This is a genomic window from Treponema sp. Marseille-Q4523 (genome assembly GCF_016901105.1).
In the GTDB taxonomy this organism is placed as follows: Bacteria; Spirochaetota; Spirochaetia; order Treponematales; family Treponemataceae; genus Treponema_D.
Window position 1 is genome coordinate 1 of record NZ_JAFEVM010000017.1, and the last position, 19,833, is coordinate 19,833.

General features: G+C 50.7%; 16 protein-coding genes and 1 tRNA gene. 8 read left to right on the forward strand and 9 right to left on the reverse strand.

Going from position 1 to position 19,833, the window contains the following annotated elements; translation table 11 throughout:
* Positions 1–42: 42 nt before the first annotated feature.
* The 3 genes from JSQ97_RS06780 to flgF form a co-directional block, all read right to left on the reverse strand.
* Positions 43–567, reverse strand: a complete 525-nt coding sequence (locus JSQ97_RS06780; protein WP_205075360.1) for a rod-binding protein — start codon at positions 565–567, stop codon at positions 43–45.
* A gap of 188 nt (positions 568–755) precedes the next feature.
* Entirely contained in the window at positions 756–1,550 is a 795-nt protein-coding gene (gene flgG / locus JSQ97_RS06785; protein WP_205075361.1) for a flagellar basal-body rod protein FlgG, read from the reverse strand.
* Between the two features lie 246 nt (positions 1,551–1,796).
* Positions 1,797–2,597: a flagellar basal-body rod protein FlgF gene (gene flgF / locus JSQ97_RS06790; protein ID WP_187383787.1), complete on the reverse strand. Its 801-nt coding sequence runs from the start codon at positions 2,595–2,597 to the stop codon at positions 1,797–1,799.
* Between the two features lie 111 nt (positions 2,598–2,708).
* On the opposite strand from flgF, the gene JSQ97_RS06795 reads away from it, so the two are divergent.
* Both JSQ97_RS06795 and JSQ97_RS13135 read left to right on the forward strand, forming a co-directional pair.
* Positions 2,709–3,998 (forward strand): glucose-1-phosphate adenylyltransferase, encoded by a 1,290-nt coding sequence (locus tag JSQ97_RS06795; RefSeq protein ID WP_205075362.1) that lies wholly within the window; start codon positions 2,709–2,711, stop codon positions 3,996–3,998.
* A 14-nt stretch (positions 3,999–4,012) separates the two neighbouring features.
* The gene (locus JSQ97_RS13135) at positions 4,013–4,579 is read left to right on the forward strand and encodes a DnaJ domain-containing protein (protein ID WP_205075363.1); all 567 of its coding nucleotides are present in this window, start codon (positions 4,013–4,015) and stop codon (positions 4,577–4,579) included.
* Between the two features lie 75 nt (positions 4,580–4,654).
* Here JSQ97_RS13135 and JSQ97_RS06805 read toward each other — a convergent pair whose 3' ends face one another.
* The 6 genes from JSQ97_RS06805 to JSQ97_RS06830 form a co-directional block, all read right to left on the reverse strand.
* Positions 4,655–6,013: a sigma-54-dependent transcriptional regulator gene (locus JSQ97_RS06805; RefSeq protein WP_205075364.1), complete on the reverse strand. Its 1,359-nt coding sequence runs from the start codon at positions 6,011–6,013 to the stop codon at positions 4,655–4,657.
* Positions 6,010–7,296: a two-component system sensor histidine kinase NtrB gene (locus tag JSQ97_RS06810; protein ID WP_205075365.1), complete on the reverse strand. Its 1,287-nt coding sequence runs from the start codon at positions 7,294–7,296 to the stop codon at positions 6,010–6,012. Before JSQ97_RS06810 ends, JSQ97_RS06805 begins: the two co-directional genes overlap by 4 nt.
* Positions 7,289–8,518, reverse strand: coding sequence for a DNA polymerase III (locus JSQ97_RS06815; RefSeq protein ID WP_205075366.1), 1,230 nt, complete (start codon positions 8,516–8,518; stop codon positions 7,289–7,291). The genes JSQ97_RS06810 and JSQ97_RS06815 overlap by 8 nt, the downstream gene beginning before the upstream one ends.
* A complete protein-coding gene (locus tag JSQ97_RS06820) occupies positions 8,518–9,006 on the reverse strand; it encodes a CvpA family protein (RefSeq protein ID WP_205075367.1) in 489 nt (162 codons plus the stop codon). The genes JSQ97_RS06815 and JSQ97_RS06820 overlap by 1 nt, the downstream gene beginning before the upstream one ends.
* A gap of 3 nt (positions 9,007–9,009) precedes the next feature.
* Positions 9,010–10,155 carry an undecaprenyldiphospho-muramoylpentapeptide beta-N-acetylglucosaminyltransferase gene (murG, locus tag JSQ97_RS06825; RefSeq protein WP_205075368.1) on the reverse strand — a complete coding sequence of 382 codons (1,146 nt, stop codon included), beginning with the start codon at positions 10,153–10,155 and terminating at the stop codon, positions 9,010–9,012.
* Positions 10,156–10,239: 84 nt separating this feature from the next.
* Positions 10,240–10,312, reverse strand: a tRNA-Phe gene (locus JSQ97_RS06830).
* Between the two features lie 82 nt (positions 10,313–10,394).
* Between JSQ97_RS06830 and asnS the strand changes: the two genes are divergently transcribed.
* The 6 genes from asnS to JSQ97_RS06860 all read left to right on the forward strand — a co-directional run bounded on the left by asnS (position 10,395) and on the right by JSQ97_RS06860 (position 19,827).
* Complete coding sequence (gene asnS / locus JSQ97_RS06835; protein WP_205075369.1) at positions 10,395–11,846, forward strand: asparagine--tRNA ligase; 1,452 nt, start codon at positions 10,395–10,397, stop codon at positions 11,844–11,846.
* A gap of 26 nt (positions 11,847–11,872) precedes the next feature.
* A complete protein-coding gene (locus tag JSQ97_RS06840) occupies positions 11,873–13,168 on the forward strand; it encodes a YhjD/YihY/BrkB family envelope integrity protein (RefSeq protein WP_205075370.1) in 1,296 nt (431 codons plus the stop codon).
* An 8-nt stretch (positions 13,169–13,176) separates the two neighbouring features.
* Complete coding sequence (gene pyrG, locus JSQ97_RS06845; protein WP_205075371.1) at positions 13,177–14,784, forward strand: CTP synthase; 1,608 nt, start codon at positions 13,177–13,179, stop codon at positions 14,782–14,784.
* 398 nt (positions 14,785–15,182) lie between these two features.
* The gene (locus JSQ97_RS06850) at positions 15,183–16,796 is read left to right on the forward strand and encodes a formylglycine-generating enzyme family protein (RefSeq protein WP_205075372.1); all 1,614 of its coding nucleotides are present in this window, start codon (positions 15,183–15,185) and stop codon (positions 16,794–16,796) included.
* Positions 16,793–18,235, forward strand: coding sequence for a hypothetical protein (locus JSQ97_RS06855; RefSeq protein WP_205075373.1), 1,443 nt, complete (start codon positions 16,793–16,795; stop codon positions 18,233–18,235). The genes JSQ97_RS06850 and JSQ97_RS06855 overlap by 4 nt, the downstream gene beginning before the upstream one ends.
* Positions 18,235–19,827, forward strand: coding sequence for an ABC transporter substrate-binding protein (locus JSQ97_RS06860; protein ID WP_205075374.1), 1,593 nt, complete (start codon positions 18,235–18,237; stop codon positions 19,825–19,827). Before JSQ97_RS06855 ends, JSQ97_RS06860 begins: the two co-directional genes overlap by 1 nt.
* Positions 19,828–19,833: the final 6 nt, after the last annotated feature.

The window sequence follows — 19,833 nt, forward strand, 5'->3', positions numbered from 1 at the left end:
CAACAGTATCTTATAATTAACTGTATGACAATTTAATTGCGCTTACGCCTGTACGTTGAGCTGTAAGTACACTTGATCCGCTAAACCGAAACCGGCGTTTTTTGTAAGCTGTGTCGCGTATTCGTCGTACATCATGTCTTCGTACATTTGCGAAGCGAAGCTGTCGCCGCCGAAAAGAGAAGTCTTCGTAACGGTGCTGCGCATCGACGACACCATGATTTTGACGATGTAGGATTCGAGTTCGAGCGATTTTTCGTAGAGTTTGCTCGTCCTGTCGATCGTCTCGCTTTTTGCGTGAACACCCGCGCCGTTTGCGGCAGCTCCTACGGGAAGCGCTTTTTTATCGCTTTCGTTCGTAAACGTATTTGCAAAACCTGAAGCGAAGTCTCCGTTCAACCGCCCGTCTTCGACAACTTTCTCGGATGCAACGGATGCGCTTTGAAAAGAAGCGGAGGAGCGTATGCGTTTTACCAAATCGGAAAAAGAAGCGCCCTCGCCCGCTTCCCGCGCTTTTTGCATCGTTTCCGTTCCGTTCAATAACGACGAGTTGACGCTGCTTATCTTCATCTTCCCTCCAAAAAACTTTTGCAGAAAACTTCAGTTTTCGAAAAAGTTTTTTGACGTGCGCATAAGCGCACACGTCGAATACTCGAGTTTGCCTTGCAAACTCGAGATAAAAAGCGGCGGCGATATTTTAGACACCGCTTTTTATCGTTCCTCCAAAAAACTTTTGCAGAAAACTTCAAGTGCACGGTTTAGCGCTTTAAGCTCACCGCAGTGCCGAGCATGGTGTCGGACGTTTGTATCGCTTTGCTGTTAAACTCGTATGCTCTCTGCGCGACGATCATCGCGACCATTTCGTTGACGACGGATACGTTGCTCATTTCAAGGAATTTATGTTCGAGTTTTCCCATGCCCTCAAAGCCCGGGCGGCTTGCGATCGGAGCGCCGGACGCGTTCGATACTTTAAAGAGGTTGTCGCCGTCGGCTTCAAGTCCGATTTCGTTCGGAAAGCGGTAGAGTTCGAGCTGTCCTACTTCCGTGGGTTCCGTCTCTCCGTTTATCTTTACGTCGACCCTTCCGTCCTGGCTGATGACGAGGGTCTGCACATCGTAGCCTTCCGGTAAAATGATTTCCGGCATAACGCGATTCCCGTCGGATGTGAGGAGCTGGCCGGTCGAATCGACTTGAAACGAACCGTCCCTCGTATAGGCGTAGCTGCCGTCGTATTTTTGCACGCGGAAAAATCCGTCTCCGACGATGGCGACGTCTGTGGAAACTCCGGTGTGCTGGAGCGAGCCCTGATGCATGATGCGCTGCGTCGCGCCGACTCTGACGCCGTGTCCCTGCTGGATGCCGACGGGTGTCACCGTGTCTTCGGTCGCGGGCGTACCTGCGAGCTTTGCGGTTTGATATATCAAATCTTCGAATTCGACGCGCTGCTGTTTGTAGCCGGTCGTATTGACGTTTGAAAGGTTGTGAGAAATCGCATCGATATTCGTCTGCTGACCGTTCATTCCCGTCGCAGCCGTCCATAAACTTCTGACCATATCGTCCTCGCTTTTTTTGCCCAAGGCTTTTACTTTTACACGCCGGAAACCTGCAGTACCGGCAAAATCGATATTTACGAACTTCTAAAAACAGTAGTTTTCAACAGAGCCTGACCAAAAACTTCAGTTTTTGGCCAGCTTCCTTGATGTACTATGCGACGTTTAAAATTAAGTCATTACAATATAAAGACTTAATTTTAAACTCGACAGGCTGTCGAAAAAGTAACCGACTTTTGAGACAGCCCTTTATCCGTGCTGATAGAGCGCGACGCGCGACCACAGCGTTTCCATCATCGAGTCTTCGCTTTGAATCGTCTTTTGATTCGCTTCGTACGCGCGGTTCACTTCGATCATCCGCACCATTTCGTTGACGACGTTTACGTTCGACGTTTCAACGTATTCCTGCAAAACGCGCGGGCGTTCGTTTCCTTCGGCGATATAGGCACGACCTGCGATATCGTTCGTGTTGTACAGGCTTTCTCCCATCTTTTTCAAATAGCGTTCGTTGTCGAAGCGCACGATTTTCAGTCTGTCGATTTCGTTGCCCTCTTCGTCGATTATCTTCCCGTCTTCCCGCACGGTAAACCGATCGTTTTCAAGCGTGATGATGCCTTTTTCGCCCATAACGGGATAGCCGTCTTTCGTTTCGAGGATGCGCTCTTTACCGATAAAAAAGTTTCCGTTCCGCGTATAACGCTCGCCGATCGGCGTCTGCACGGTAAAAAATCCCTTGCCGCCGAGCGCAAAATCGGTTTTCGTACCCGTCGTTTTAAATGAACCCTGTTCGAAATCGGTAAACTGTTCGTTCGTTTCGATACCGAGTCCGAGTTTTCCGATAATCGGAGCGGCGTCAGCGCTGCCGAAGGGCGTTTCGTAAACGCCGTCGGCGTTCGTCCGCCGTAAAAGAAGTTCCGAAAACGATTTGCTCACGCGGACGTCCCGTTTGTAGCCCGTCGTATCCACGTTTGCAAGATTGTTCGAAATCGCATCGAGTCTGTTCTGCTCGCCGTTCATGCCGCTTGCGCCTATATACCAACCGCGTATCATAAGTATCCTCTTTCTATTGTATCGGCGAAGAAAAAGGCCGTGTTTAGCAAAAATAATTTGCCAAATAGACATTCATGCTTTATACTGATAAAAAAGCAAAAGGGGAATACCATGTCGGATAACAAAAAAGATTTATGCGTTCTTTCAATCATTCTCGGAGGCGGAAAGGGAACGCGGCTTTTCCCGCTCACAAAAGTCCGCTCGAAGCCGGCCGTTCCGTTCGGCGGAAAATTCCGCATCGTCGACGTGCCGATTTCGAACTGCATCAATTCGGGTTATAAAAAAATATACCTGCTCACACAGTTCAATTCGTTTTCGCTGCACATGCACATAAGCAATTCGTACAACTTCGACCGCTTTTCGCACGGCTTTGTCGAAATATTGGCCGCCGAACAGACGCTCGAACACACCGGCTGGTACGAAGGAACCGCCGACGCGGTGCGGAAAAATTTCCCGCACTTTAAGCCGCAAAATCCGACGCACTATATCATCCTTTCAGGCGATCAGCTGTACCGCATGGACTTGCGCGCCTTTATGGCGTCTCACCTCGAAAGCGGTGCCGACGTGACGATTGCGACGACGGCGGTAAACAGGAGCGACGCGTCGGGCTTCGGCATTATGAAGATCGACGGCGAAAAGCGCATTACGGAATTTATGGAAAAGCCTGCACGGGACATGAATATCGACGATTGGAAAATTCCGGAAAACTCGCGCGGCAATCTGCCGCCGGAAAAAGAATACCTCGCGTCGATGGGTATCTATATCTTCAACGCTCCCGTCATGGATGAAATGCTCGACAACGATATGACCGATTTCGGAAAAGAGATAATTCCCGCAGCGATAAAAACAAAAAAAATCAATTCGTATATCTTCGACGGCTATTGGGAAGATATCGGAACGATCGGCAGCTTTTACGAAGCAAATATCAACTTGACCGAAAACACGCCTCTGTTCAACATCTACGACGAAAACGAGCCGATCTATACGCATACTCCGAACCTCCCGCCGTCGAAAATCAATAAAGCCGACATAAACGCTTCGATCACGGCCGAAGGATGTATCATCACCGAAAGCACTCTCAATCACTGCGTCATCGGCATCCGTTCGATCATCGAAAAAGGAAGCACGCTCGACGGAGTAGTCACGATGGGCGCAGATGCCTACGAAACCGAAGCGTCCAAACGTTACAACGCCGAACACAATATACCGGATCTCGGCATCGGAAAAAATTGCCGCATCGCGCGCACTATAATCGATAAAGACGTACACATCGGCGACAACTGCTCCATCAACGTCAGCGGAAATCAGTACGAAGAAGGCGACCACGGACTCTTTTATTGTGCAGACGGCATCATCGTCATCAGAAAGGGCGCGGTCATCCCTTCGGGTACGGTGATTTAAGGCGGCTCGTTTTCGTGACGGATTCGATGTACGATAAGCTCGGCGATTTGCTCAAAGCCGCGCTCGAAAAGGGGGATATCCCGAAAAGCGGTGAAAAAAAAGCCGAAACGAATGTAGGCACGGACGAGCGTTCGTACGCTTTCAAAACGAGGAGCAAAGCCGGAGAAGCGGATATGTTTCGTGCGTCAAACGGCAGCGCGCAGACAAAAAACAAAACGGAAGCGCGACGTAAGACAATGCGCGGCGGGCAAAGAGGCGGCACAAAGGTCAAGCTCGAAAATATTTTACGTACAAAAGATAAAAAAAATATCGGCGAAGTGTTCAAAAGCGGAAACGGAGCCGAGAGGGCGCGTCCGTTCGAAGTGCTGCCGGATCGAATCAAAAAAGCCTGTGAAACGCTCGGCGTAAAAGCGGGTGCCGATGAAAGCGAAATACGGAGCGCGTACCGTAAAAAGCTCAAACGCTTCCATCCGGATTCGAATGCCGAAAACGAAACGGTGCAGCGCGTCGCGCACAAAAAGACCGAAGAAATCGTCGAAGCGTATAAAGCGATACTCGCGTATAAAGATTCGATCCGTTAAAAAAGCATGTCTTAAAAGCACTCGGTTTTTCGACAGCCGCGTCCCGTTAAACGCACCGCACGAACAACGAGCCGCTTAGATTTCGCTTTCCCCTATGCCGTATTCCTGCAATTTGCGATGGAGCGTTTTCCGTCCTATGCCGAGTATGTCGGCCGTTTTGCTTTTGTTTCCCTTGTTCGCCGCGAGGTTTTCGCAGATGATCGCTTTTTCCGCATCGTCGAGCGTCGTGCCGACCGGTATCGTAATCGAAGGCGCGGCGATCGATGCGCTCACCGTCGGCGGTAAATCTTCCGGAGTGATTTCGTTTCCGCCGCACATAACGACAGCGCTTTCGATACAGTTGCGAAGCTCTCTGATATTGCCCGGCCAATCGTATTTGTACAAAAGCGCTCGGGCACGGTTGTCGATGCCCGTGACGTTTTTGCCGTTTTCCTTCGCGTATTCTTTTAAAAACGCATTCAATAAAAGCGGAATATCGTCACGTCGTTCGCGAAGCGGCGGCACGGCGATGTGTACGACGTTGAGCCGGTAATACAAATCTTCACGGAATCTTCCCTCTTTTACTTCTTTTTCCATATCGCGGTTCGTCGCGGCGATGACGCGCACGTCGATGTCGATCGTCTTTTCTCCGCCGACACGGATGATTTTATGATCCTGCAGAACGCGCAAAAGTTTTACCTGCACGCTCGCGTTGACTTCGCCGATTTCGTCGAGAAAGATCGTGCTTTCGTGCGCGAGTTCGAAACGCCCCTTTTGCATTTTTTCGGCTCCGGTGTACGCGCCTTTTTCGTGACCGAACAGTTCGCTTTCGAGCAGCGTTTCGCTCAAAGCCGCGCAGTGCACTTTTATCATTTCGTGAGCGCTTCTCGGAGAAAGATTGTGGATCGCGTCTGCGACAAGCTCTTTTCCCACGCCGCTTTCGCCGGTTATCAAAACGGACGCTTTCGTCGGTGCGACTTTTTTGATAAGCGTAAACACTTTTTGCATCTCAGCACTTTTGCCGATCATATTGTCGAGCGTATGAGCGCTTGAAACTTCGGCTTTCAGCTGTGTGTGCTGCAGCGAAAGCTCTCTGCGTTCGAGCGCGCGCTTGACGAGCATCGAAAGCCGATCGAGGTTGAGCGGCTTTGTCAAAAAATCGTAAGCGCCGTTTCTCATCGCATCGACAGCCGCATCGATACTTCCGTGTCCCGTAAGCACGATGACCGGTATGCCGGGCGTTTCCGTCGTCACGCGCCGGAGCACTTCTTCGCCTGAAATACCGTCCATGCGGAGATCGGTGATGACCAAATCGATGTCGCCCTTTGCGATACAGTCGAGCCCTTCTTTTCCGTTTGCCGCAAGGCGCACTTCATAGCCTTCCATTTCGAAAGCGGCGCCGAGTCCTTCGCGGATATTTTTTTCATCGTCGATGATAAGGATCGTGAATTTCATTTTTTCGCCATCTTGTCCGCAATCTTTGCCGAATCGTCTTCGATCCGCTGCGTTTTATGTTCGCCGAGCAATTTTCTGTCCGTCTGCGGTACGGGAAGCGTTATCGTAAAAACGGTACCTTCGCCCGCGACGGATGAAACTTGAATATCGCCTGAAAATTCCTTAATAATTTTATACGCGATCGTCATGCCGAGCCCCGTCCCCTTCGCTTTCGTCGTAAAATACGGTTCAAAGATGTGAGAAGCGGTTTCTTCGCTCATGCCGATCCCGTTGTCCGAAATCGTTATGATGTAAGCGTCGTCCTTTACAAAGGTTTCGACGGCGAAGAGTCCCGGACACCAAGCATCCGATCTTGCCGCCGTGCAGTCGGAATATTTTTCCCGTATCGCCGAAAGAGCGTTTTGCGCCATATTGATAAACACGTCTTTAAAAAGTTTTTCGTCGATAAGTAGGCGCACCGTTTTTTCGCTTACGCGCACACTTACCGTAATGCAGCTGTCGTGAAATTCCGGCGCGATAAAAGCGGCCGTCTCTTTAATAAGCTTTCCGATATCGACGAGTTCGAGCTTTGCGTTCACCGGACGGACGGCCATGAGGAAGTCCGTCACTTTTTTATTGAGGTTGTCGATTTCTTCGTTTACGGTATCGAGGTGCGCTTCGAGGAATTTTTTATCGGGCAGCATGCCGCTTCCCTCTCTTGCTTTTTTTACCGCTTTTTGCACGAGCTGTACGTGAATGCCGATGGCGCCGAGCGGATTTTTGATTTCATGCGCCATGCCCGCCGCGAGGTTCGTCAAGCCCGCAAGATTTTCCATGCGGCGAAGCAGTATTTCCCGATTGCGTTTTTCGGTGATATCGCGCACGGTAACGATGGAGCCGGACACTTCTCTCTTTTTAACAAGAGGCAAAACCGTGAGCGTTATAAAGCGCACACTGCCGCCTGCCGTCTCGGTCGTAAATTCGTCGGAAACGTTCGATCGGTTGTGTTCTCTGCAGTCATTTAAAAAATCGGCGATCTCGGCATTGTCGACGAGGCGCGGGAGCGGAATGCTTTCCGCTTTCGGATCGTCGGGACGGATCGAAAAGGGCACATAGCGTTCGGCCGCTTTATTCGTCAAAATCAATTTCCAATCTTTATCGACGATGACGAGTCCCGTCGAAAGAGACTCCAAGACCGAATCGAAAATTTCGTTTTCGCTGCATACGTCTTCGAGGAATTCTTTTACCTGCTCGGAAGGAAGCTTTGCGATCTTTTCGCTGACGCGCCTGAAATAATCACTCATAGGCGGCCTTGAAGACGAAATCGTGCGTTTTGTTGATTTTAAAAAACGTCCGCGTAAGGTTTTCCAATGCGGCAAGGGGAGACTCGTTGTAGACGGAAACGGCGAGCCAACACTCCCTGAGAGACGCCATACATTCGGCCGAACTTTCCGCACCCGAAGCGCTTTTTGCAAGCGGTCTTTGCGCCCGCGCGATGCCGTCGAGGAAGATGCGGAACATGATACGCGGTTCGAAAGAAGCGCAGTCTTTTAATATCTTTGCGCAGTCGGGGATCGCGTTCGATGCGACACTTTTAAAAAAAGACGCCGCGCAGTCTCTGATTTTTTCGGGAGCGACGGGAAGAAAGGTTTCAAAGTATTCGCCGAGAGTTCCGTCCCTCGCATCGTCGTGAAAAATACGGCGCACGACTTCAAGCTGTTCGGCTTCCGTCCGCTCGCGGAATCGATACGGCCTTACGCGCGAAAGGATCGTCGGCATAACGGACGAACGTTTTTCCGTCGTCAAAATAAAAACCGCGTCTTCCGGCGGCTCTTCGAGAATTTTCAACAGCGCGTTCCGCGCACTTTCGTTCATGCGCTCGGCATTTTCCAAAACGACCGTCTTTTTTCCTGCGGACGATTTTATATGCGCCCATGCGGAAACGGCGCGTATGTGTTTGATCGGAATCGCGTCCGGCAAAAAATCGGATTCGAGTTTTCGGCACAGTTTTTGTATTTCTCCGCACGTCTTTTCAAGCGTTTCGGTATCCGGCAATTCGTGCGGAAAATCGATCGTTTCCATATATTCGTCTATGGAAGCGATGAGGGGCGCGATCTTCGAAAGCTTGTCGTCGTCCTGCAACACGACGGGATTAAAGCGCATCGTCAATTTTCTCACGCTGCGCAAAAAAAGATAGCGGGCGCTCCGTTCATAGGACGCGCTCTTTTTGTGCGCCGAAAGAAAAACCGCAAGACACGAAGCGATTTCAAGCGTGCAGTCGCGCGGGCCTGCAAGTATCGTATTTTGATGAACGAGGGCTTTATGACGGAGACACGAAGGACAAGTACATTGCCACGCGCCTTTTTCTTCTCCCGTGCACGAAAGAACGCGGGCACACTCAAGCGCGCACGAAAGTTTTCCCGAAGAGGCGGGACCGTAAAAAAGAAGGGCGCCCGGAAGGGACGATGAACGTATGTCGTTTTCAAGAAGCGAAGATGCTTCCTGTCGGATAATGTTTTCAAACATCAGGCAGGCAGCTCCTGAAGCTTCGTTTCCGAAACTCTGATAACGCCGTCGAGCAGACGGTAAAAAATGCTCGAATCGAAGAGCGGGCGGGTATCGAACCACGGCTGCACTTTGAGTGCGACGATGACGAGGGAAACGACGGCAAGCCCTTCGACGATGCCGAACACGAATCCGAGCGCGCGGTCGAGTCCCTGCAAAATCTCTCCCGAAAAGATGCGGCTGACGATTTCCTGAACGATCTTTACGACGAGGAATGCGATGATAAAAATCAATAAAAACGAAACGACTTTTGCCAAAAGCGCGTTACGGATGCCGTCGCGGACAAAGGGTTCAAGAAGCGGCGTACACAAAACAGCAGCGACGATGCCTGCGACAAAGGCGGCTTTGCCGAAAAATTCTTTTATCAAACCGCGGGAAGCCGCCGTTATGACGAAAAAAAGCAAAATCAATAAAAAAACGATATCGACCGGCGCATAGGAATACGGCATCGCTCACGATCCTCCGAACATCGCAGTATACACGATTTCGGCAATCTTTTCACCAGGCTTTCCGCATCCGACAAGAGCGGCGCAATTTTCGCTCATGAGACGCCGTTCTTCGCTCGACAAAAGTTTTTCAAGAGCACGCAAAAGTTCTTCCGAATTCGCTTTTTCCCGCGAAAGCACGACCGCCGCTCCCCTCTCCGCAAAATAGCGCGCGTTGTCTTCCTGATCGCCTCTCGTACCGGAACCCGTAAGCGGGATGAGCACGAGCGGCTTTTTTAAAACGGCGCATTCCCAAATCGAATTCGCTCCCGCGCGCGAAAGCACGATATCGCTTGCAGCGATGACGTCGCTCATTTCGGAATACAAAAACGGATACTGCGCGTAATCCGTGTGCCGGACAGTGTCGGCGTTTTTTACTCCCGTTTGATGTACGACGAAAAATGACGCACACAAGCGGTCGAGATTTTCTCTGACAAGTTCGTTTATCTGTACGGCTCCTAAGCTTCCGCCGAGTACGAGGAGAACGGGTTTTGTATTGCCGGAACTATTTAAAAACGCGCGGCCGCGTTCGGGAGAGGCGCGGTAAAAAGCTTCCCGGACGGGATTCCCCGTTACGATTATCTTTTTGCGGTAAGATGCCTTAAAAAAACTTTCGGTTTCTTTATACGACACGAGGATGCGCTTTGCCGCGATGCTGTTGATTTTCGTCGCAAGTCCCGGCGTAAAATCGCATTCGTGCGTATACACGGGAATGCCGAGCAGCTTTGCAGCCGCGCACGGCGGGACGCTCACAAAACCGCCTTTGGAAAAGAGGACGGCGGGTTTTAATTTTATTAAAATCGCAAGAGATGCAAAAAATCCTCCGACGACTTTAAACATATCGGAAAGGGTTTTCAGAGAAAAATAGCGGCGAAGTTTTCCCGCAGGAATTCCGTAAAATGCGTCCGCAGTTTTCCTTCCCGATTCGTCGACGTTTTTTTCGACGATGCTTCGGTCCATGCCGGAAGAAGAGCCGATCCAGCAGATAGTAAGGGCAGCTCCTCGCGCCGCAGCCTTTTTGCGAAGTTCGTCAGCGACTGCAAGTCCCGGATAGATGTGGCCGCCCGTACCGCCGCCCGTAAATACCGCTGTAATCGATTTATCGTTTTTCATATAGTTCTAAGTGAGCGTATGCGTAAGATCGCGAGATAACCCTCCGCACGAATAAAAAAAACGGCAGCCGTGCTGCCGTTCGTATGCCACCAGTTGGAATCGGACCAACGACACATGGATTTTCAGTCCATTGCTCTACCAACTGAGCTATAGCGGCATATCAGCTACTCTATACGATTTGCACTTTTATGTCAAGCGGCACATTGCTCAAACGGCATAAAATCGCTACAATCGTACGCATGAAACCGACGCTTATAAAAGATCTGCTCGCATCGAAACCCGACGGAAAAGCCGTCACCGTATGTGGCTGGGTGAGAACCGTACGCGATTCGAAAAATCTCGTATTCATTCAAGTAAACGACGGCAGCTGTTTCGCATCGATCCAGCTGACCTTCGACCGTACGTCCCCTTCCGACGGAGCCGACGTGAAATCAATAGAAGAAAACCTCGCAAAAGCGAATACCGGCGCTTCGGTGCGCGCCGAGGGGCTCCTCGTTCCCTCCCCCGCGTCGGGACAGGCCGTCGAAGTAACGCTCGAAAAGCTCACCGTCCTCGGAGAATGTCCGAGCGACGCCTATCCGCTCCAAAAAAATAAAATGTCTATGGAATATCTCCGCGAAAACGCTCACCTCAGAGCGCGGACAAATACCTTCGGTGCGGTATTCCGTATGCGCAATCAGATGGCTTTCGCCGTTCACTCATTTTTTCAGGAAAACGGCTTCCAATATATCAACGCACCGATCATCACGTGCAGCGACGCCGAAGGCGCGGGCGAAATGTTTCAAGTGACGACGCTGTCTCTCGAAAAGATCGCGGAGATCGGTGTGAAAGCGGGGAATGCCGGCAAAAAGGTCGAAAGCGCTTCATCCCTCGTCGACTATTCGAAAGACTTTTTCGGCAAAAAAGCGAGCCTCACGGTGAGCGGACAGCTCGAAGCGGAAACGCTCGCGACCGCCCTTTCGCGCGTATACACATTCGGACCGACGTTCCGCGCCGAAAATTCGAACACGCCGCGGCACTTGTCCGAATTCTGGATGATAGAACCCGAAATGGCCTTTTTCGATTTGGACGACGATATGGATTTGGCCGAAAGCTTTATCCAATACCTTTTACGCTGGGCGCTCGAAAAGTGCCGGAGCGATTTGGAATTCTTCGACAAACGTATTCAAAACGGTCTCATCGCAATGCTCGAACACGTCGCCGAAACGCCGTTTAAGCGGATTTCGTACACCGAAGCGATCGAAGCGCTCGAAAAACACGAGGGCAAATTCGAATACAAGCCGTTTTGGGGCTGCGATATTCAAACCGAACATGAACGCTACCTCACCGAGCAAATCTACAAATGCCCCGTCATGGTCTACAATTATCCGAAAGCGATCAAAGCGTTTTATATGAAGCAAAACGACGACGGCAAAACGGTCAAAGCCCTCGACGTCCTCGTTCCGGGCATCGGCGAAATAATCGGCGGAAGCGAGCGCGAAGAAAACTACGACAAACTGCTGGCTGCATGTAACGAGCGCAATATGGACATGTCGAATTATACGTGGTACCTCGACTTGCGCAGGTTCGGCACGGTACCGCATTCTGGTTTCGGTCTCGGATTCGAGCGCCTCCTCCGCTATGTTACCGGTATGTCGAACCTCCGCGACGTTATCCCCTATCCGCGCGCGCCGAAGCTGGCGGATTTTTAAAAAGCGCGCTATAATTATACGCGTTGATGAAACGGCGGCATAAAAAACGCTCGGCAAAAAATACGGTCGGTCAGCTCATCTATTTGACGGCATCGTTTTACGCGCGGAACAATCTCTACACGTGCGCGGCCTCTTGCGCGTTCGGTTTTCTCTTTTCGTTTATCCCGATCGTCATGACGGTACTCGCCGTCCTCGTGCGCATCATCCATGCGTCGCCGGAAATCATCGATTCGGTTTTATCGCGTGTTTCCGAATACAAAACGATGTTCGACGCCGAATCCTTTATCAACGGTATACTGAAAGTAAAAACCTTCGGTCGGATCGAATTCGTACTCGCCCTTTTTATCGTGCTGATGGCAAGAAAATCATTTGCAGCGGTCATGCAGGGCATGCGCCGCATTTTTCACAAAAAAATAAAAACCCGCGCGATTTTCAACCATGCGCTCATCTTCATCGGAGAGCTCGCTCTCGTCGTCATCGCAACGCTCATCATATTGATAATCTTTGCGCTTCGAAATCTTTTTACCTTGTTTCCGGCCGCTTTACAGCCACTCGAGCATCCGCCGCGCCTCGCGCTTTCGCCCGCCGTCATCACCCTATCCGAGTTCGCGCTCATCTTTATCATCGTGCTGCTCGCCTACCGCTATGCGTCGGAGACGAAGCCCGACGCAAAACTCTGTGCGGCTTGTTCCGCGCTGTGCACGCTTTCGTTTTTTACAGCGGCAAAATTGACGAATGAATTTTTAAACATAGCGAATTACAATATCATTTACGGTGTTTTGAGCGGGGTTATGATTTTTTTATTTCAAACGTATATTTTCTTTACGCTGTTTTTTATCTTCGCGCAAACGGTATATATAGTACAATTTTTCGATCCGCTGCTTTTAAGCGAATTATATCTTCTGCCCGACCGCGACGACACGAAACTCAATTCGATCGTAAAGCGCACCCTCTTTATCACGCCGTCGGCGATTATGAACAAGAACAACGTCGAAAATTATAAAGCGGGTTCGATCATCTATGCAAAGAACGACCGCTCCGACGATTCGTATTACGTCGTCAGCGGCGCGGTACGAATCAACAGAAACGGAAACCTTTCCTACTGCGACAGGGGCGCATTTTTCGGTGAAGAGACTTGTATACTCGAGCAAGTGCGCACGTCGGAAGCGAAAGCGGAAACCGACTGCAAACTGATGAAGATTTCGGCCGAAGAGTTTCGGAGCCTTCTCGAAATAAATCACAAAACGGCCGAAAAAGCATTGTCGCACATATCCGAATATGTTTCGCACGTTTATGGACGAACGGAAACTTTCCTGCTATAATAACAAAAATGGCTAAGTATATATTCATCACCGGCGGAGTCGTTTCGGGACTCGGCAAAGGCATCGCTGCGGCATCTATCGGGCTCATCTTAAAAAGCCGAGGATACAAAGTCGTCAATCAAAAATTCGACCCGTACTTGAACATCGATCCGGGAACGATGAATCCCTACCAGCACGGCGAAGTTTTCGTCACCGACGACGGAGCCGAAACCGACCTGGACTTGGGGCATTACGAGCGCTTTACCGACGCTTCTCTTTCCCAATCGTCGAATACGACCGCAGGCCGCGTCTACCTCGCCGTTTTAAACAAAGAGAGGGAAGGCGGATTTCACGGCGGCACGGTGCAAGTCATTCCGAATATCACCGAAGAGATCCTCCGCCGTATGCTGCTTTCGACTGAAGAGACGAAAGCGGACGTCATCATCACGGAAATAGGCGGTACCGTCGGCGACATAGAATCGCTGCCTTTTATGGAAGCGATCCGCCAGATGAAATATAAAGTCGGCGAAGAAAACTGTTGCTACATTCACTTGACGCTCGTGCCCTACATGAAAAAATCGCAAGAACTCAAAACGAAGCCGACGCAGCATTCGGTAAAAGAGCTGCAGGAGCTCGGCATCCAGCCGGATATCATCATGCTGCGCACCGAAGAGCCGATCGATACGGCGACCCGCGAACGGCTCGCATCTTTTTGCAACGTCGACACGAATCACGTCATACAAAATCTTACCGCGCGATCCATCTACGAAGTGCCGCTCCAAATGGAAAACGAAGGACTCGGCAAAGCGGTATGCGAAGCGCTCTCCCTGAAAAACCCGGTACCCGATCTCGCCGATTGGCAAAAGATGGTCGACAAATTCAACAACCCGAAACGCAAAGTGACGATAGCGCTCGTCGGAAAATACGTCGAACTCCACGACGCATACCTTTCGGTTGCCGAATCGCTCGTGCACGGCGGCATCCACAATGAAGCGGACGTAACGATCGATTGGATCGGATCCGAAACGCTCCCCGACGATAAAGCCGCCCTCGCGCGTTTAAAGGCCGCCGACGGCATCATCCTTCCGGGCGGTTTCGGCGATCGCGGTATCGAAGGTATGGTCTACGCCGCGAAGTACGCGAGAACTCACAAAGTGCCCTACTTCGGCATATGCCTCGGTATGCAGATCCAAGTCATCGAATACGCGAGAAACGTGCTCGGCTTAAAAGACGCGAACTCTTCGGAGATGGATAAATCGACGAGCGATCCCGTCATCGATTTGATGCCCGACCAAAGCGGAAAAATCCTCGGAGGTACGCTGCGTCTCGGAAAATACGAATGTAAAGTAATGCAGGGTACGCTCGCCGAAAAAGCGTACGGTGCCGAAACGATTTGGGAGCGCCACCGCCATCGCTACGAATTCAACAATGCCTACCGTGACAGATTGATACAAGCGGGTCTCGTCGTTTCGGGCGTAAATCCCGAGCGCGATTTAGTGGAAATATGCGAAGCTCCCGATCACCCGTGGATGGTCGGAGTGCAGTTTCATCCGGAATTCAAAAGCCGCCCGAACCGCGCGGGTCCGCTCTTTCGCGAATTCATTAAAGCCGCGTGCGAGTATTCGGTAAAAAAATAGATCGTAAAAACAAGTCCGGTCGAATGTTCATTTCATAAAAAAAATCCGTTCTCACATCGGAGGCGCTATCCGTGCTGTGTATGGCATATGTATAAGCGGTGACGATCGTGCAAACAGCTTATTAATAATAAACAATGAAAAACAATTTTAAAATCAGTACGATATTGTATATAACCTTCGCGATCAAATGTTGTTATAAAACGTACGGAGTTTTGTAACCTATACTGCGAAAATAGAATTTTGCAAATATTGACTTACTTAAAACCGTATGTTATGCTTTATACGATTTGTCCGTAATGACATCGCATTTCAAACGATGGCTGTGAGCGGACAAAACGGGATTTTATTTGTTATTAAATTTATTACGATGACTGATAATAAATTTTAGGAGATCAAGTATGAGTACAATGAAACGAAATCGCCTTGCGATCCTTTTGGTTTCCGTTTTTTTTGTTTTAACAAACTGGTCGGCTTTTGCCAAAAAGGCGGAACCCGAGCTGGTAAAACAGGAAGAAGGTTATTACTACGGCTACGGTAAAGGAGCTACTGCAGCGGAAGCGGAATTCGCGGGAAAACGAGATCTCGTCGAAAGCGCGCTGACCGCCGCAGTCCGCTCCGTAAATCCGAAAGCGCCGCGGGTACAGGTAAGCGATGCATCGGTCAAAGCCCGCATCAACGATATCAAACCCTATTCTCAATCAAAAAAGAATGAGCCGCCTGCTGTCACCTATCGGATGAAAATAGTCGATTGGGACAAAAAAGAAAAGCTCTATACCGATGCGCTTCGCACCGATTTGACCGCCCGCTTCGCTGCGAGCAAGAACAAGAAAAATCCCGCCGATCAGCTTGCAGGCGCGATCGCGATCCTTGCAAAACTGGTCGATGAAGGCGAAAAGGAATTGCTTTCGGCCGTGCCCGACGGCACGGAACTGCTTTCGCGCAGAGCGGAAACGCTGTGTACCGATGTCGCCAAAAATCTCGGCTTTACGTTTTCGGTAAAAGACGGCATCGTGAACGCATCCACGAAATTTTCGGTAAAAGTCGCCGATGCTTCCGGCAACGCGGCAGGAGGACTTCCGGTCACCGTCACGTGGGAAGCTGCAGACCTTCCGACGGATGCAGGGGAAGTCGCAGACGTTCGCGTGCTGACCAAAGCAGACGCGCTCGGAAATATTGCGATCGATTTCCCTTCCGATGAAAATTTCCGGAGCCGTCCGGTAACGCTTACGGTACAGACCGCATTGGCAAAGTCCGTCCCGTCATCGGTCGTTTTGAAAAAGCTCGACTCGCAGATAACCGCCGACGCGCGCTATGTGCGAGTCGACGACATCGACGCGGCATTTCCGTCGGTCGTCGTTCCCGAAGGCGAGTTCAATGCGGGAGCCGTTCCTCAGGACACCCGCGCACAGAAAACAGAAGCCGCTCACACGGCTTCGACCCTTTCATTCGCCATATGCTTAACACCAGTGACGAATGCCCAGTATGCCTATTTTATTCACACGACGAGAGCCGAAAACGCCCCCGATTATTTCGACAATTCCGATTACAATCAGGGAAAACAGCCGGTCGTCGCCGTCAGCTACAGCGATGCCGAAGCATACGCCGCATGGCTTTCAGAACAGACGGGTTCGACCTATCGCCTTCCGACCGAAGAAGAGTGGGAAAAAGCCGCCCGCGCGGGTGCCGATATCATCTATCCGTGGGGTGATGAAAATCCGACGGACGGAAAGCGGGCGAATTACAAAGGCAACGGTAAATTTACAAAGACTTCTCCCGTAGGTTCGTTTGAAAACGGCAACAACGCATGGGGTCTTGTCGATATGTCCGGCAACGTCGCCGAATGGACATCGTCGAATCACGGTATCGAAGGCGAAACGAATCTTCGCACCGTCAAAGGCGGATCATGGATGGACGGTCCGACGGAATTACGCATTTCCAATTACCGCAATATCAACAGCAAAAACGGATATGCCGACGTCGGCTTCCGTTTAGTTAAGGAGGTTTCAGAATGAAAAAATACGCTCTTATCGTTTCGGCAATTTTAGCCGTTATGCTCGTCTCCTGCGCCACGGGAAGTAAAGAAAATCCCGATGACAGGGCTATCGCTGCCGGTGTCAAAGCGTGGAACGATCGCGAGCCCGAAGCGGCAGCTCCGTATTGGAACGAAATTAAAGACGAAAAAGTAAAAAAGCAATATCAGAACTATGTCGCCGCATACAAAGCCGGATCGGATGCTCTTGAAAGTACCGATTCGACGAAAAACGAAGCGAAACTGCTTGCAGCCTGCAATACGGCTCTCGACAAATTCGGCTCTCTCGATCCCGCGCTGAAACTTCCGTCGGACGTCGCCGAAAAAGGCGCTTCGCTTTCGGCAAAACGTATCGACGGTTTGGTTGCAGCGGGAAAAGTCACTCAGGCGAAAAAACTCTATGCGTCCGCAGTAAAAGTATACGGCGATACCGACGAGCTCACGCTTGCGAACAAAGAAACGGACGTCGTAAGCTCTCTGTTTACAAAGAAATCCGCGCTCAACAGTGAAATCGAAAAGGTCCGTGCTATTCCGACTTTTGAAGAAAAAGTTGCGGCTTACGATTCCGTACTCGCTTCTTATGCGAGTGCCGAAAAAGAAATCGACGCTGCGGCGAACAATGCGGGCGTCGCAAAAACACAAGGCGTTTCCGCAAACGTTCGCTCTTTCAAAAAGACGCGCCAGGATTTGGCGATCGAACGCGCTTCGGTCATCCGCGATCGCGCATACGAATACAAAACGCAAATCAACGAAGAATTCGCGCGCACTCCCGAAAACGCGGGCGAAAACGGCAAGATGCCGCTCGAAGCGATCCTCGCTCACTATCAGTCGGTTCAAAAAAATATCGACGGTATATATCAAAACCTGCTCGGCTTCGCCGCAAAATATCCGAACGATATCGGACAGGATATTCTTGACGATATAAACGCGCAGAAAAAAGACCTCGAAGCGAAGATCGCACAGGTCAACTCGGAAATCCGCACCGCACAGGAAATCGCAAGCCGCGGCAAAGTCGTCTTCCCGCTCATGATCGGTCTGTTCAACCCCGATCCGCGTTCGACGGCGGAAAGCAAAAGGAGCCGCCCTGCGAAATTCAGCGCGAAGAACGCAAAAGGTAACGAATACTGGTGGGGTATGGTTTCCATTCCGAGAGGACAGATGAACGACCTCGTCGTCACGCTGAAGGATAACCGCACCGTCCGCGTTTTCGCCGAAAACACGAAGAGCGGAAAACTCATCGAAAAAAACAATATGAAAGACCTCGTCAACCGCAGCGCCAAAATCGGAAACTCATGGCCGGTTCTCAACGCGGGCGGACAGCTGACGAGCAACAAATATTTCTTTGAAATACAAAAGGGCAAAACGCCCGACTATGAAGGCGAAGTGGTCGTCTACAGTTCATTCATTGTGAGGATGCGTTAATGAAGGTCAACAAAAAAGGCATTATTGCTATTATTATCATCGCGCTTATCGTACTCATATCGGCGGGCGCGTTTATCGTGTGGAGAGCTCAGCCGAAGGGCGCGGTCATCGCCGTGTCTACGCTGCCGGATTCTTTGAACCCCGTGCTTGAGCAGAATACGTCGGGATTGAACGCCGCCGAACTCCTGTTCGACGGTTTGGTCAACTTTGAAGTCGACAAAGCCAGCGGTTCGCTTTACTCCGATCTCGCGCTTGCCGAAAGCATCGTGCAGAATCCGGGAGACAAAAAAACGTATACGGTTACGCTCAACGATGTAAAATGGCACGACGGGAATCCCGTCACGTCGGACGACGTCGTGTATTCGTTTGAAGCGTATACGGACGAAGCGAACAATTCTCCGAAGCGCGACTACCTCATGTCGTTTATCAAAAGCGTTACCGCCGAAGACGACAGAACGGTAAAGATCGAATTTGTCAATCCGATACCGGAATTCCGCGCTTATCCCGTACTCACATTCAAGATCGTTCCGTCGAAATACAACGGACAGAAAATGCAGGTCAATATGCGTTCGGGCGAAAACGAGCGCAAATTCGCGACTGCACCTGTCGGAACGGGTCCCTTTAAACTCGCTTCGTGGGAAATCGGCAAATGGGTCACCTTCGATGCGAACGGCACTTATTTCAAATCGAAGCCCCAGACATCGAGCCTCGTCATGAAGCGCATCATCGACCCGATCATCCGCATGAACGAAATGCGCAAAGGTCGCGTCAACGTCATCCTCGAAACGAACCCGATGGACAGAGCCGAAGTTGCAAAGATCCCGAACGTCGACATCAATTCGTACATTCCGTACGCATTCTATGAAGTCGCGATCAATACGAAGTTGTTTCCGAATGCCGAAGGACGCCAGGCTATGGCAATGGCGCTCGACCGCGAAGTGCTCATTCCGTCGATCACCGATCAAAAATCGGGCGTCATTTTAAACTACGGTCCGTTCCCGTCGAATCTCTTTTCGGCGAATATCCCCGAATATGTCGACAAACCCATGCCGACATTCCTTGCATACGATATTAAAAAGGCAAAGAGCCTCGCTTCTTCGGGCGGTATTTCCGGACAAAACGCGATCCTCCTCTACCCCGACTCCATGGGCGAATTCGGTACCAAAATGGCGGAAGGCATCGTCAAACAGCTTGCGGAAATCGGCTTGAACGTTGAAGCCAAACGCACCGGCGACAGGGTTTTCGACCGCATGGTACATACCGAAAAATCGTTCGAACTCGCGCTCATGTATTGCGAAGGCTTCGACAACCTCTATTCGAGCTTGGGCGATTGGTACCGATCGAACGGTTCGAAAAATGTCACCGGGATCGCGGACAGCAAATTGAACAGCCTCTTCGACGCATGGGAAAAAGAGATCGTCACCGCAAATTGGATCGATCTCACGCTCCAAATCGATAAGCGCATCTGCGAACTTTCGCCCGCGCTGTATCTGTGTTCTCTGGAAAAAGACGTTTACTCCCGCAGTTTGGAAAACGTTGCGATAGCTACGGACAATCCGTTCCTTTCGGCTGAAAATTGGAAAATTAAATAGGGAGTG